The sequence below is a fragment of the Curtobacterium sp. B18 genome (genome assembly GCF_000333375.1).
Taxonomy (GTDB): Bacteria; Actinomycetota; Actinomycetes; order Actinomycetales; family Microbacteriaceae; genus Curtobacterium.
Window position 1 is genome coordinate 1 of sequence record NZ_BACZ01000200.1, and the last position, 13,889, is coordinate 13,889.

Below are 13,889 nucleotides of genomic sequence, written 5' to 3' on the forward strand. Positions count from 1 at the left end.
CGCCCGAACGAGTCGCAGCGTGGCCCTCACCACGACGGGCCGGTTGCTGCAGGGTAGCGCGCGATCGATCATGGCCCAGGCGTGCCGGGACCTCGACGAGACCGTCCGGGTCGGTCGCGGCGAGGCCGGTCGCCTCGACGTCGGGTTCGTCGTCTCCGCCCTGCCGCTCGGCCCCATCGAGCGTGTCCAGGTGTTCCGGGAGCGCTACCCCCTCGTCCGCGTGGAACTCACCGAGGGCTACTCGTCGACGCTGCTCGCCCGGATCGTCCGCGGGGAGCTCGACCTCGCCGTCCTGCGCGACCCCGATCCCGACCCGGGGGTGCGTTTCCTGCCGTTCCGCAGCGAGCGGTTCGTGGCGGCGGTCCCGAACGGGCACCGCCTCGCCGCGCGGTCGTCGATCCGGGGCCCGGAGCTGCTCGACGACCCGTTCGTGTTCTTCCCGGCCGAGGCTGGCTCGGTCGCCACCGAACGGAACCTCGCGCCGGTGGTGTCGGGCGCCAGGCGACCCGTGGTCGTGCAGGAGGCCACCACCTGGGCCACCGTGCTGCACCTCGTGGGAGCGGGCCTCGGGGTCACGGTCGCACCGGAGAGCGCGACCCTCGCCGCTCCGGACACGGTCGTGCTGCTGCCGCTCGAGGCGGACGAGCACCGGAGCGAGCTCGTCTGGGCCGCCCGCGCCGACGACGACCGCGAGATCCTGCGGAACTTCGTCGCCGCGGCCGAGTGACTGCTGCGGCGCCGGTCACGCCAGCGGCAGCACCGGCGCCCGCTGGTCCCCGAGCTCGTCCACCCGCCAAGGCCGCGCGCCGCGCAGGGTCAGCCCGAGCTGGGCGAGCACGAAGCCCACGTGCGGTTCGACGTCCGGGTCCCACGGACCCTCGACACCGAGTCCGATCGCACCGAGTTCGTCGTCGGCCTCGTCGTGCAGGGTCAGCCGCCACCGGCCGTCACCGAGTTCCTCGACGACGGCCCACCGGGCGGTGCTGAACCGGCTCACGCGGTCTTCGCGACGTCCTGGGTGAAGTTCCGCACCCGCTGCAGGAGCGCTTCGCCGCGCATCGCGATCGTCGCCGGAGGGTTGAGGTGCGGCGGTGCCGTCCGGATCAGCATGGAGCAGCCGAGGTCCTCGCAGATGTAGGAGCCGATGGTGTTGCCGTTCCGTCCGGACTCTCCGGCACGGGCGGCGGAGAACAGGCGCACCTGCGTCGCCGGCTGCGGGGAGTGGCAGAACGAGCACATGGCGGCGATGCCCGCGCGCAGTGATCCGCCGGCCGACCGCACGACGATCCCGACGGGTCGGTCGTCGATCCACGACACGATGTAGCCGCGACGAGCGGCCTGCGGGTCGCGCCACCCGAGGAACTCGCGCTCGTCCCACAGCATCTCGTGGAGACCCGGGATGGGCAGCTGGGCGAGTTCGTCCGGGGTGGCGTTGACGAACGACGAACGGATGTCTGCTTCGGTCAGTGGCTTCACGGTGCGACCACCATATGCCTCGCCACCGACACGCGTCAGGACCCCAGACGGGAGGCGCGGATCGCCCCGAGCGCGCTCGTCGCGTCCGCCACCAGCACCGCTCGACGCAGCGCGTCGCGTCCGACGCGTCGGGCCGCGGCGTCGTCGGCGGCGAACTCCACGAGGACGCGCGTCGACCGCGCCATGGCGCGCGCGCCGGGTACCCACGGCACCGCACGCTCGATCGACTCCGCGATGGCGACCGCGACCGCGTGGTGCTGGGTGAGGTGGGCGCGTTCGTGGGCGACCACCGCTTCGAGCTCGTCGGTGCGCAGGCGGTCCGCGAGCCCGGTGCTCACGAGCACGCCACCGGCCCGGCCCGGCACGGCGCAGGCGAGCGCGTGGTCCGCCTCGACGACGGACACGGGCGTGCCGTCGATCTCGCGGTGCGGCGCGGCACCGGAGCGCATCGCCTCGCGCACGGCCTCGTGCTCGGGCCCCGGCCGGACGCGCACGGCGACGACGAACGCGAGCACGGCGAGCAGGGCGACCCCGACGTTGAGGCCGTGCGTGGGGGAGTCACCGAGACCGAGCGGGTCGGTGATCGGACGGTTCGCCACGACGAGGAGGGTGATGCCGGCGACGAAGCCCACCACCCCGAGCAGCACGGCGAGCGACCAGCACACCAGCGCGGTGCGCGGCCGGTCGATCGTCCACGCGGAGCGGGTCAGCACCCGGGGCGCGAGGACCACCACCGCGAGGGCGAGCGCGATGAGGACGACTCCGGAGACGACCACGACAGCGGGACCGTCAGGAACGGGCTCGGGCGTCGAGGGCGCGGCGGATGACGTCGAGGTCGTCGGAGGCGAGCGAGCCGGTGAACTGCAGCAGGGCGGCTTCGCGGTCGGTCGCGGCGGCGAGGGCGTTCGACATCAGCGAGGCGGTCTGCTCCTCCCTGCTGTTCGTCGCACGGAAGGTGAGCGGGGCGTCGTCGTGCTGCTCTCGTTCCACCTGCCCCTTGCGACCGAGCCGGTCGAGCACGGTGAGCACGGTCGTCAACGCGGGCCGGGGCTCCGGGAAGGCGTCGAGGACCCGGCGTGCGCTGAGCCCGCCGTCCGCCGACCACAGTGCGTCGAGCACCGCCTGCTCGAGCTGCCCCCTGGGGCGTGATCGCTGACCTGCCATCCGGGCATTCTACGAGATGTCGAACCCCTGGATCCGACACATGCCCGAAACGCGGGGTCGGTATGATCGGCCCGGACAACTGAAGACCGGCCGTTCATCCGTCGCGGGAGACGTCGTGCGGTGCCCTGGGCACCCTGCACGGCACCGAAGGAGCAATCCCCCCGACAATCTCTCAGGTCCCACACCGCAGCGGACAGGCCACTCTGAAAAGCAGCCACGAAGCCCCCACCGGGTCGGTCCGTGGCTCGCCCACGGTGAAAGCCGCCGGACCTCACGGGCCGCGGTGAAACTCTCAGGCCCATGACAGAGGGGGAGTTCCGCCCGACGACGGTCGTCGGGTCCTGCCGATGCCAGGAGAACTCCGTTCATGCCAACGTCCCCACTGCGCTCGTCGCCGCTGGAACCCGCCCACGAGGCGGCCGGTGCCACCTTCACCGACTTCGCCGGGTACCGGATGCCCGTCCGGTACTCGTCCGACCTCGCCGAGCACCACGCCGTGCGTCAGGCGGCCGGCGTCTTCGACCTCTCGCACATGGCCGAGATCGGGGTGACCGGTGACGCGGCCGTCGCCTTCCTCGACCACGCCCTCGCCGGGTCCTTCGGCGCGATGCCGGTCGGGCGGGCGAAGTACTCGCTGCTCCTCGCCGAGGACGGCGGGATCCTCGACGACCTCGTCGTCTACCGCACCGACGAGGACGTCTTCCTGGTCGTCGCGAACGCGTCGAACCGGCAGGTCGCGGTGGACGCCCTGACCGCACGGGCCGACGGCTTCGACGTCGAGGTGTCGGACGACTCGGACACCACCGCGCTCGTCGCGATCCAGGGCCCGGCAGCCGCCGGGACGCTCGACGCGCTCGTCGTCGCCGACCGGCTCCAGCCGGAGAGCCCCCTCGACGAGCTCGGGTACTACCGGGCGCTGCACGCGGTGTTCGACGGTGCCGAGGTCCTCGTCGCCCGCACCGGCTACACCGGCGAGGACGGCTTCGAGGTCTACAGCGACCCGTCCGTCGCCGGAGCGCTCTGGGACGCCCTGCTCGAGGCCGGCGCCGACCGCGGGGTCGTCCCCGCAGGGCTCGCCGCCCGCGACACCCTCCGGCTCGAGGCGGGCATGCCGCTCTACGGGCACGAGCTCGGCACCGACGTCCGTCCCGCCCAGGCCGGCCTCGGCCGGGTCGTGGCGAAGGACGGCGACTTCGTCGGTGCCACCGGCGTCACCCCGTCGGACGACGCCCGCGTGCTCGTCGGCCTGGTCACCGAGGGCCGCCGAGCCCCGCGTGCCGGCTACGACGTCGTCCACGAGGGCGAGGTCGTCGGCACCGTGACGTCCGGTGCGCTGTCACCGACGCTCGGCCACCCCGTCGCCATGGCCTTTGTCGACCCGGCCCTCGCCACCGAGGGACAGGTCCTCCACATCGACGTGCGGGGCACGGCCATCCCCAGCACCGTCACCGCGTTCCCCTTCTACCGCCGCGCCTCGAAAGGCTGATGCAATGACCGACCAGACCGCACTCCAGTACACGGCCGACCACGAGTGGCTGCTCGTCGAGGGCGACACCGTCACCGTCGGCATAACCGACCACGCAGCCGAACAGCTGGGTGACGTCGTCTTCGTCGAGCTCCCGGCCGTCGGCACCGCCACCACCGCGGGCGAGCAGATCGGCGAGATCGAGTCCACCAAGAGCGTCGGCGAGCTCTTCGCCCCGATCGAGGGCGAGGTCGTGGCGATCAACGACGCCGTCGTCGACGCCCCCGACACCGTCAACCAGGACCCGTTCGGCGCCGGCTGGCTCGTCAAGATCAAGGTGGAGGGCACCTCCTTCCCCGAAGACCTCATGGACCACGACGCGTACCGGGCGTCCCTCGCATGACCGGCGACCTCCAGAACCTGCAGACGTCCTTCGCCGACCGGCACATCGGGACGACCCCGGCCGACCAGCGGACGATGCTCGACACCGTCGGGCAGCCCTCGCTCGACGCCCTCGTCCGCGCCGCGATCCCGGAGTCGATCCACGCGGCGCCGACCGTCGACTCGACCATCCCCGCCGCCGTCGGTGAGACCGAAGCGCTCGCCGAGCTCCGCGCCAAGGCCGCCCGCAACACGGTCCGCCGCGCCATGATCGGCCTCGGCTACCACGGCACCCACACCCCCGCGGTCATCCAGCGGAACGTCCTCGAGAACCCGAGCTGGTACACGGCCTACACGCCGTACCAGCCCGAGATCTCGCAGGGCCGGCTCGAGGCGCTGATCAACTTCCAGACGATGGTCTCGGACCTGACGGGCATGGCCACCGCCGGCGCCTCGATGCTCGACGAGGGCACCGCCGTGGTCGAGGGCATGCTCCTCGCCCGCCGTGCATCGAAGGTGAAGGGCGACGCGTTCCTCGTCGACGACGACCTGCTCCCGCAGACCCGTGCACTCCTCGACCACCGCGCGGACGCCGTCGGCATCACCCTGCGCGGGTTCGACCCCGTCGCCGGACCGAGCGACGAACAGCTCGACGGCGCCTTCGGCGTGATCGTCCAGTACCCCGGCGCGTCCGGTCGGATCGTCGACCCGTCCACCACGATCGAGCGCGTGCACGCCGGCGGCGGCATCGCGGTCGTCGCGGCCGACCTCCTCGCCATGACCCTCCTCGCCAGCCCCGGTGACCTCGGTGCCGACGTCGCCGTCGGCACGAGCCAGCGCTTCGGCGTCCCGCTCGGCTTCGGTGGCCCGCACGCCGGCTACCTCGCCGTCCGGGCCGGGCTCGAGCGCCAGCTCCCCGGCCGACTCGTCGGGGTGTCCTTCGACGCCGACGGGCAGATGGCGTACCGCCTCAGCCTGCAGACCCGCGAGCAGCACATCCGCCGCGAGAAGGCGACGAGCAACATCTGCACCGCGCAGGTCCTGCTCGCCGTCATGGCCTCGATGTACGCCGTGTACCACGGGCCGGAGGGCCTCCGCTTCATCGCCGACCGCGTCGCACGGACGACCTCGGCGCTCGCCGCGGTCGCCCGTGACGCCGGGCTCGACGTCGTGCACGACGCGTTCTTCGACACGCTCACGCTCCGCGCCCCCGGACGCGCCGACGCGCTCGTCGCCGCGGCCCGCGACGCGGACCGCCTGCTGCACCTCGTCGACGCCGACACCTTCCAGCTGTCCGTCGACGAGACGACGACGCCGGACGACGTGACGGCGCTCGCCGTCGTGTTCGGGGCCGTGGACCAGACCGTCCCGGCGACCGAGACGGCCGTGCGGGACGCGGCCACGGGCCTCCCGGACGCCCTCCGGCGCACCAGCGAGTACCTGACGCACCCGGTGTTCAGCGCGCACCGGAGCGAGACGCGGATGATGCGGTACCTGAAGCACCTCGCCGACAAGGACTACGCGCTCGACCGCGGCATGATCCCGCTCGGCAGCTGCACGATGAAGCTCAACGCCGCCACCGAGATGGCCGCGGTCACCTGGCCGGAGTTCGCGAACGTGCACCCGTTCGCCCCGCGCGAGGACGTCGTGGGCTACCTCGACATGATCGGTGACCTCGAGTCCTGGCTGGCCGAGGTCACGGGGTACGACACCGTCTCCCTGCAGCCGAACGCCGGCAGCCAGGGGGAGCTCGCGGGGCTGCTGGCGATCCGCGGGTACCACCGGTCCCGTGGCGACGACGCCCGCACCGTCTGCCTCATCCCGTCGAGCGCCCACGGCACGAACGCCGCGTCGGCCGTCCTCGCCGGCATGCAGGTCGTCGTGGTCGCGTGCGACGAGAACGGCAACGTCGACCTCGACGACCTCCGCGCGAAGACCGCGCAGCACGGCGACCGGCTCGCCGCGCTGATGATCACGTACCCGTCCACGCACGGCGTCTACGAGCACGACATCCGCGAGATCTGCGCCGCCGTGCACGACGCCGGCGGCCAGGTCTACGTCGACGGCGCGAACCTCAACGCGCTGCTCGGTCACGCCCGCTTCGGCGACTTCGGCGGGGACGTCTCGCACCTCAACCTGCACAAGACGTTCTGCATCCCGCACGGCGGTGGCGGTCCCGGTGTCGGACCGGTCGCGGCGAAGTCGCACCTCGCACCGTTCCTGCCCGGGCACCCGTTCGCGCAGGACGCCGACCGCCGCACGGGCTCGGTGGCGGAGCCGGGGTCCGGGCGGGACGCGCACGCCGGCGGACCGGTCAGCGCGGCGCCGTACGGCAGCCCGAGCATCCTGCCCATCACGTGGACCTACGTCCGGATGATGGGGCTCGAGGGGCTCACGCGTGCGACGGAGGCCGCCGTGCTCGGCGCGAACTACGTCGCCGCCCGTCTGCGCGACGCCTTCCCGGTGCTCTACACGGGCGAGTCCGGGCTCGTCGCGCACGAGTGCATCCTCGACCTCCGCCCGCTGCGCGACACGACCGGCATCACGGTCGACGACGTCGCGAAGCGTCTGGTCGACTACGGGTTCCACGCCCCGACGATGTCGTTCCCGGTCGCGGGCACGCTCATGGTCGAGCCGACCGAGAGCGAGGACCTCGCCGAGCTGGACCGCTTCGTCGACGCGATGCTCGCCATCGGTGCCGAGGCCTCGGCCGTCGAACGCGGCGAGTGGCCGGCCGACGACAACCCGCTCGTGCACGCGCCGCACACGGCGGCCTCGGTGATCTCGGGGGAGTGGACGCACGCGTACACGCGGGAGCAGGCGGTGTACCCGCTGCCCGGCATCAGCGCACGGAAGTACTGGCCGCCGGTGCGGCGCATCGACCAGGCGTACGGCGACCGCAACCTCGTGTGCGCCTGCCCGCCGGTCGAGGCGTTCGCCTGACCGCGAGTCCGAGTACCGTGTGCCCCGTCCGGCCTGCCGGGCGGGGCACACTGCCGTCCCGGGAGCGTGCACGCCGCCGTCCCGTGGTCGCGCAGACCGCCGTGCCGGGGTGGCACGCCCGCTGTCCGGGCGCGTCGCCGTGGCGCCCCGCTGCATGCCGACTTGCACAGAGTTGTGCGTCGATGCAAGCATCTCGATGCGGTTGCAACAATCTCGCCCGGGCGTCCGCGATCCGCCCGAATCTTGCATCCTCTCGCAAGGATCGTGCAACTTGGTTTCCGATTTGTAACCGATCTCCTCTGGGCTTGGTGAGCGCTCCCCGCACTGCCTACAGTGCAAAGGTCAAACGTGGCGAGGGGGCACCCGTGCGCCTCGCCGCGTCCCATGCACCAGGAGGAATCTTGATCAAGAAGCGCGCTGGGCTCGCAGCCCTCGCCGTGCTCGGGGCCACAGCAATCGCCCTGGCCGGCTGCTCCAGCAACAGCAGCAGCGGCGGTGACAAGTCGGGCTCGACGAACGCGTCCGGCATCGTCACCACCAACGGCAACGAGCCCCAGAACCCGCTCATCCCCTCGAACACCACCGAGGTCGGCGGCGGCAAGATCATCGACTCGGTCTTCGAAGGCCTGGTGTCGTACGACGCCAAGGGCAAGCCGGTCAACGAGGTCGCGAAGAGCATCGACACCGATGACTCGAAGACGTTCGACATCAAGCTGAACACGAACTACACCTTCACGAACGGCGAGAAGGTCACGGCCGAGTCGTTCACGAAGGCGTGGAACTGGGCGGCGCAGTTCTCGAACAAGCAGGGCGCGAGCTACTTCTTCGAGAACATCGAGGGCTACGACGCCACGAAGGACTCTGACCTCACCGGCCTCAAGGTCAAGAGCGACGACGAGTTCACCGTCACCCTCAAGTCGGCGCAGTCGGACTTCCCGCTGTCGCTCGGCTACTCGGCGTTCGTGCCGCTGCCCTCGGCGTTCTACAAGGACACCAAGGCCTTCGGTGAGGACCCGATCGGCAACGGCCCGTACAAGCTCGACGGCAAGGGCGCGTGGACGCACAACCAGTCGATCAAGCTGGTCACCAACAAGGACTACGTCGGCAAGCGCAAGCCGAAGAACGGCGGCCTGACGGTCACGTTCTACACCTCGCAGGACACCGCGTACTCCGACGCCCAGGGCGGCAACCTCGACGTCCTCGACGCCGTGCCGGACAGCGCCTTCGCGACCTACAAGTCCGACTTCCCGGACTCGAACGTCAACCAGGCCGCCGCGATCTTCCAGGCGATCTACCTGCCCTACTACCTCGACCACTGGAAGGGTGAAGAGGGCAAGCTCCGTCGCGAAGCGATCTCGCTGTCGATCAACCGCAAGCAGATCACCGACAAGATCTTCGAAGGCACGCGCACCCCGGCCAAGGACTTCACCTCCCCGGTGATCGCCGGCTGGAACGACGACCTCGACGGTTCCGACGTCCTGACCTACGACAAGTCGAAGGCCAAGGAGCTGTGGGCCGAGGCCGACAAGATCTCGAAGTACAACGACACCCTCACCATCGCGTACAACGCCGACGGCGGCCACCAGGCCTGGGTCACCGCGGTGACCAACTCGATCTCGAGCACGCTCGGCATCAAGGCCGAGGGCAAGGCGTACCCGACCTTCGCCGAGGCGCTCGCGGTCCAGACGGACAACAAGCTCACGGGCGGCAGCCGCACCGGTTGGCAGGCGGACTACCCGTCGCTGTACAACTTCCTCGGCCCGACCATGGGTGACGGTTCGTCGAGCAACTACTCGCGCTACGACTCGACCGAGTACAACGACCTCCTTGCGAAGGGCCGCTCGGCCGCGACCGTCGAAGAGGGCAACAAGTACTTCGACCAGGCGCAGGAGCTCCTGTTCAAGGACCTCCCGGAGATCCCGCTGTGGTACTCCAACGTCACCGGCGTCTGGAACGCGGACAACGTGTCGAACGTGAAGTTCGGCTGGAACTCGGTGCCGCTGTACTACGACGTCGAGGTCAAGAAGTAACACCAGTCTCCTCGTGAGACACATCGCGGACGGGTATCCTGCTCCGCGACCACCGGACGGGGGTTCGGGGGCCCACCAGGCTCCCGAACCCCCGTACCACGGCGGCAACACCTTCCCCCACCACCGCGGGCGCCGCCGCCCGCACCGGACACCCGTGCCGACCCGCGGACCGTCCACCCCTCACGACATGAACCTGAACGACATGCGCGTCCCGAACCAGGCAGGGATCTGATGGCCTGGTACCTCGGCAAGCGCCTCCTGCAACTCATCCCCGTGTTCTTCGGGGCCACGTTCCTCATCTACTTCATGGTGTTCTCCCTGCCGGGTGACCCGATCGCCGCGCTGTTCGGCGACCGTCAGCCGTCCCCGCAGGTCATCGAGCAGCTGCGTCAGCAGTACAACCTCGACAAGCCGTTCATCATCCAGTACCTCCTCTGGATCGGCGGCGTGTTCCGCGGCGACCTCGGTCTGACCTACTCGGGTCTGCCGGTCAGCTCGCAGCTCGCGCAGGCGTTCCCGATCACGGCACGTCTGGCGATCCTGTCCCTGCTGTTCGAGTCGATCGCCGGCATCGTCGTCGGTGTCATCGCCGGCCTCCGCAAGGGCAAGCTCTTCGACGCGACCGCCCTGGTCGTCAGCCTCCTGCTCATCTCGGTCCCGACGTTCGTCGTCGGCTTCCTGCTGCAGTACGTCTTCGGCATCAACCTCGGGCTGTTCCGGGTGACGGTGTCGAGCCAGGCGCCGTGGTCCGAGCTCGTGCTGCCGGCGATCGTGCTGGCGACGGTGTCGTTCGCGTACATCGTCCGCCTGACCCGTGCGAGCGTCGCCGAGAACATGTCGGCCGACTTCGTGCGGACCGCGACGGCCAAGGGGCTGGCGCGACGCCGGGTCGTGGGCGTGCACATCTTCCGCAACTCGCTCATCCCCGTGGTGACCTACCTGGGTGTCGACATCGGCAACCTGATGGTCGGCGCGGTCGTCACCGAGGGCATCTTCAACATCCACGGTGTGGGTGGCACGGTGTTCCAGGCCGTCAAGCTCGGTGAGGGCCCGACCGTCGTGTCGTTCGTCGCCGTGATGGTCATCATCTTCATGCTCGCCAACCTCCTGGTCGACCTGCTCTACGCCGTCCTGGACCCGAGGATCCGCTATGCCAAGTAACACCGAACCCCGCTCGGCGACCCACTACGTCGCCCCGATCGAGGAGACCCCGCTCCAGGCGGTCGACCAGGTCAACGAGGACGAGAAGACCCGTTCGACCTGGAGTGACGCGTGGGACGCGATGCGGGTCCGCCCGATGTTCTGGGTGTCGTCCGTCCTCATCCTGCTGATCATCCTCGTGGCGCTCTTCCCGGGCCTCTTCGCCCACGTCGACCCGCGCGCGGCGAACCTGGCGAAGAGCAACGAGGGGTCCGAGCCCGGCCACATCCTCGGCTTCAACCGCCAGGGCAACGACGTGTACGCCCGCACCATCTGGGGCACGCGCAACTCGCTCATCGTCGGCATCGTGGCGACGGTCCTGGTGTCGGTCGTCGGCATCGTGATCGGCGCACTCGCCGGCTTCTTCGGCGGCTGGCTCGACACGATCGTGTCCCGCATCGGTGACATCTTCTTCTCGATCCCGACCGTGCTCGGCGCGATCGTGATCATGTCGGTGCTCCCGGCGCGGAACGCCCTGACGGTGTCGCTCGTCCTGGCCGTGTTCGCCTGGCCGCAGATCGCCCGCATCATGCGCGGCGCGGTGCTCAGCGCGAAGCAGTCCGACTACGTCACCGCCTCGGCGGCGCTCGGCGTGAGCCGCTTCACGACGCTGGTCCGGCACGTGGTGCCGAACTCGCTCGCGCCGGTCATCGTCGTCGCGACCGTGTCGCTCGGCACGTTCATCGTGGCCGAGGCGACCCTGTCCTTCCTCGGCATCGGCCTGCCCGACTCGGCGCTCAGCTGGGGCCAGGACATCGGCAACGCGCAGGCGTCGATCCGCACCGCGCCCTCGACGATCTTCTGGCCGTCGGCCGCACTGTCCATCACCGTGCTCTCGTTCCTCCTCCTCGGTGACGTGGTCCGCGACGCACTCGACCCGAAGGCGAGGGCCCGCCGATGAGCGAGACTCTGACCCAGCCGAACGCCAGCCGTACCGGCGGCACCGGCGCGCCCCTGCTCGAGATCACCGACCTCGAGGTCGGCTTCAAGACCCAGAACGGCTTCGTCCATGCGGTCCGCGGCGCGAGCTTCACCCTCGAGCAGGGCGAACGGCTCGCGATCGTCGGCGAGTCCGGGTCCGGCAAGTCGACCAGCGCGCAGTCGATCATCAAGCTCCTGCCCGGCACCGGCCAGGTCACCGGTGGGTCGATCAAGTTCAACGGGCGCGAGCTCGTCGGGCTGAGCGACAAGGAGATGTCGGAGATCCGCGGGAAGGAGATCGGCTACGTCCCCCAGGACCCGATGTCGAACCTCAACCCGCTCTGGTCGATCGGCTTCCAGGTGGAAGAGGCCATCAAGGCGAACGGGATCGCGACCGGCAAGCACGCGATCCGCGCCCGCGCGGTCGAGGTCCTGCAGGAGGCCGGCCTCGGCGACGCGTCGACGCGCCTCAAGCAGTTCCCGCACGAGTTCTCCGGCGGCATGCGGCAGCGCGTGCTCATCGGCATCGGTCTGTCGAGTCGCCCCAAGCTGCTCATCGCCGACGAGCCGACGAGTGCGCTCGACGTCACCGTGCAGCGGGTCATCCTCGACCACCTCGAGACACTGACCCGCGACTTCGGCACCTCGGTGCTGTTCATCACGCACGACCTCGGCCTCGCCGCCGAGCGGGCCGAGAAGCTGGTCGTGATGTACAAGGGCCAGGTGGTGGAGGCCGGTCCCTCGAAGGAGATCCTGGCGAACCCGCGGCACCCGTACACGCAGCGCCTCGTGGCCGCCGCGCCGTCGCTCGCGAGCCGCCGCATCCAGTCGAAGGTGCAGCACCAGCGGGTCGACATCGCGGACGTCGGCAGCGACGACGCCGAGCTCCTCGCCCGTGCCCAGCAGCGTGAGCACCAGCCGGCGGAGGACCTCATCGTGGTGAAGAACCTCGAGAAGGTCTACAAGCTGCGCGGCAAGAACCTCGCCACCCGCGAGCTGAAGGCCGTCGACGACGTGTCGTTCTCGATCCCGAAGGGCACGACCACGGCGCTCGTCGGCGAGTCCGGTTCGGGCAAGTCGACCGTCGCGAAGCTCGTCCTGCAGCTCGAGGACATCACGAGCGGCACGGTGCAGTTCGACGGGATCGACATCGGCGCGCTGAAGGGCAAGGACCTCTTCGACTTCCGCCGCCGCGTGCAGCCGGTCTTCCAGGACCCGTACGGCTCGCTGGACCCGATGTACAACGTCGGGAACACGATCGCCGAGCCGCTGAAGACGCACAAGGTCGGGGACAAGGACTCGCGCCGTGCGCGCGTGCTCGAGCTGCTCGACCAGGTCGCGCTGCCGAAGTCGATGGTGAACCGCTACCCGAACGAGCTCTCGGGCGGGCAGCGGCAGCGCATCGCCGTGGCCCGCGCGCTCGCGCTCAAGCCCGAGGTCATCGTGCTCGACGAGGCGGTCTCGGCCCTCGACGTGCTCGTGCAGGGCCAGATCCTCGACCTGCTCACCGAGCTGCAGTCCGAGCTGGGCCTGACCTACCTGTTCATCACGCACGACCTGGCCGTGGTGCGCCTCGTCGCGGACAACGTCTGCGTCATGCGCAAGGGCCAGATCGTCGAGAAGGCGACGACCGACGAGGTCTTCGCCGACCCGCGTGAGCAGTACACGAAGGACCTGCTCGACGCCATCCCCGGCGCCGGGTTCGAGTTCGGACGCTGATCCCGCTGGACACCAACGAGGCCGGACGCACCGTCGTCCTCCGCGCAGGTCGCGGGGGCGCGGTCGCGTCCGGCCTCGTCGCCGTGCTGGCCCTCTTCATGCTCGGCGACGCGGCGGTCCGCGGGAGCTGGGACGTCGTCCTGCACGCGGTCGGTCCCCTCGCCGCCCTCGTCTGGGTGCTCTGGGTGCTCACCTTCCGCCCGCACGTGCGGATCGCCGACGACGCCGTCACGGTCGTGAACCCGCTCCGCCGGACGACGGTGCCGTGGGGCGCCGTCGAGGACGTCCGGATGCGCTGGCAGATCGTGCTGGACCTCGCCGACGGCCGGCGGCTGACCTGTTGGGGCGGCCCGTCGCTTCCGCGGCCGAAGCCGACCCGCCGCGGCGAACCCCGCGTGCTGCGGCAGCCGGACGAGTTCGTCGCGGTCCGCGACCGGTGGTCGGAACGACACGGTACGGCCGCCGACGGGCCCGTGGTCCGCGGGTGGGACCGGCCGGCGCTCGTCGCGGGAGCGGTGATCGTCGTCCTCTGCGTCGTCGCCCTGCTCGTCTGACGTCGCGTCCGCGACGCGACCCGCAACGGACTGGAG

Annotated in this window: 13 protein-coding genes and 2 riboswitches; of the genes, 9 read left to right on the plus strand and 4 right to left on the minus strand. The window is 70.5% G+C overall.

Going from position 1 to position 13,889, the window contains the following annotated elements:
* A partial coding sequence (locus I5E_RS05250; RefSeq protein ID WP_042723604.1) for a LysR family substrate-binding domain-containing protein occupies positions 1-727 on the plus strand: 727 nt, incomplete at its 5' end.
* Positions 728-742: 15 nt separating this feature from the next.
* Here I5E_RS05250 and I5E_RS05255 read toward each other — a convergent pair.
* The 4 genes from I5E_RS05255 to I5E_RS05270 are packed head-to-tail and all read right to left on the minus strand — an operon-like array spanning position 743 to position 2,640.
* A complete protein-coding gene (locus I5E_RS05255; RefSeq protein WP_022906065.1) occupies positions 743-997 on the minus strand; it encodes a hypothetical protein in 255 nt (84 codons plus the stop codon).
* Positions 994-1,476, minus strand: a complete 483-nt coding sequence (locus tag I5E_RS05260) for an FBP domain-containing protein (RefSeq protein WP_022906066.1) — start codon at positions 1,474-1,476, stop codon at positions 994-996. The genes I5E_RS05255 and I5E_RS05260 overlap by 4 nt, the downstream gene beginning before the upstream one ends.
* Positions 1,477-1,511: 35 nt before the next feature.
* Positions 1,512-2,252, minus strand: a complete 741-nt coding sequence (locus I5E_RS22570; RefSeq protein WP_022906067.1) for a M56 family metallopeptidase — start codon at positions 2,250-2,252, stop codon at positions 1,512-1,514.
* Positions 2,253-2,265: 13 nt separating this feature from the next.
* The gene (locus I5E_RS05270) at positions 2,266-2,640 is read right to left on the minus strand and encodes a BlaI/MecI/CopY family transcriptional regulator (protein WP_022906068.1); all 375 of its coding nucleotides are present in this window, start codon (positions 2,638-2,640) and stop codon (positions 2,266-2,268) included.
* Positions 2,641-2,734: 94 nt separating this feature from the next.
* Positions 2,735-2,837, plus strand: a riboswitch (glycine riboswitch).
* A riboswitch (glycine riboswitch) is annotated at positions 2,838-2,957 on the plus strand.
* Positions 2,958-3,007: 50 nt separating this feature from the next.
* Here I5E_RS05270 and gcvT point away from each other — a divergent pair.
* The 8 genes from gcvT (at position 3,008) to I5E_RS22575 (ending at position 13,853) form a co-directional block, all read left to right on the plus strand.
* Positions 3,008-4,126, plus strand: coding sequence for a glycine cleavage system aminomethyltransferase GcvT (gcvT, locus tag I5E_RS05275; protein WP_022906069.1), 1,119 nt, complete (start codon positions 3,008-3,010; stop codon positions 4,124-4,126).
* Between the two features lie 4 nt (positions 4,127-4,130).
* Positions 4,131-4,508 (plus strand): glycine cleavage system protein GcvH, encoded by a 378-nt coding sequence (gene gcvH, locus I5E_RS05280; RefSeq protein ID WP_022906070.1) that lies wholly within the window; start codon positions 4,131-4,133, stop codon positions 4,506-4,508.
* Positions 4,505-7,429: an aminomethyl-transferring glycine dehydrogenase gene (gene gcvP / locus I5E_RS05285; protein WP_022906071.1), complete on the plus strand. Its 2,925-nt coding sequence runs from the start codon at positions 4,505-4,507 to the stop codon at positions 7,427-7,429. Before gcvH ends, gcvP begins: the two co-directional genes overlap by 4 nt.
* Before the next feature lie 401 nt (positions 7,430-7,830).
* Positions 7,831-9,459 (plus strand): peptide ABC transporter substrate-binding protein, encoded by a 1,629-nt coding sequence (locus I5E_RS05290; protein ID WP_022906072.1) that lies wholly within the window; start codon positions 7,831-7,833, stop codon positions 9,457-9,459.
* Positions 9,460-9,690: 231 nt separating this feature from the next.
* A complete protein-coding gene (locus tag I5E_RS05295; protein WP_022906073.1) occupies positions 9,691-10,620 on the plus strand; it encodes an ABC transporter permease in 930 nt (309 codons plus the stop codon).
* On the plus strand, positions 10,610-11,560 hold the full coding sequence (locus I5E_RS05300; protein WP_022906074.1) for an ABC transporter permease: 951 nt from the start codon (positions 10,610-10,612) through the stop codon (positions 11,558-11,560). The genes I5E_RS05295 and I5E_RS05300 overlap by 11 nt, the downstream gene beginning before the upstream one ends.
* A complete protein-coding gene (locus tag I5E_RS05305; protein ID WP_022906075.1) occupies positions 11,557-13,299 on the plus strand; it encodes a dipeptide ABC transporter ATP-binding protein in 1,743 nt (580 codons plus the stop codon). Before I5E_RS05300 ends, I5E_RS05305 begins: the two co-directional genes overlap by 4 nt.
* 83 nt (positions 13,300-13,382) lie before the next feature.
* Entirely contained in the window at positions 13,383-13,853 is a 471-nt protein-coding gene (locus tag I5E_RS22575; protein ID WP_022906076.1) for a PH domain-containing protein, read from the plus strand.
* The last annotated feature ends 36 nt before the right edge of the window (positions 13,854-13,889 follow it).

Excerpts from the sequence above, each read along its gene's own strand:
- I5E_RS05270 (WP_022906068.1), bottom strand. The coding sequence starts at position 2,640 with ATGGCAGGTCAGCGATCACGCCCCAGGGGGCAGCTCGAGCAGGCGGTG.
- gcvT (WP_022906069.1), top strand. The coding sequence starts at position 3,008 with ATGCCAACGTCCCCACTGCGCTCGTCGCCGCTGGAACCCGCCCACGAG.
- gcvH (WP_022906070.1), top strand. The coding sequence starts at position 4,131 with ATGACCGACCAGACCGCACTCCAGTACACGGCCGACCACGAGTGGCTG.
- gcvP (WP_022906071.1), top strand. The coding sequence starts at position 4,505 with ATGACCGGCGACCTCCAGAACCTGCAGACGTCCTTCGCCGACCGGCAC.
- I5E_RS05295 (WP_022906073.1), top strand. The coding sequence starts at position 9,691 with ATGGCCTGGTACCTCGGCAAGCGCCTCCTGCAACTCATCCCCGTGTTC.
- I5E_RS05300 (WP_022906074.1), top strand. The coding sequence starts at position 10,610 with ATGCCAAGTAACACCGAACCCCGCTCGGCGACCCACTACGTCGCCCCG.
- I5E_RS05305 (WP_022906075.1), top strand. The coding sequence starts at position 11,557 with ATGAGCGAGACTCTGACCCAGCCGAACGCCAGCCGTACCGGCGGCACC.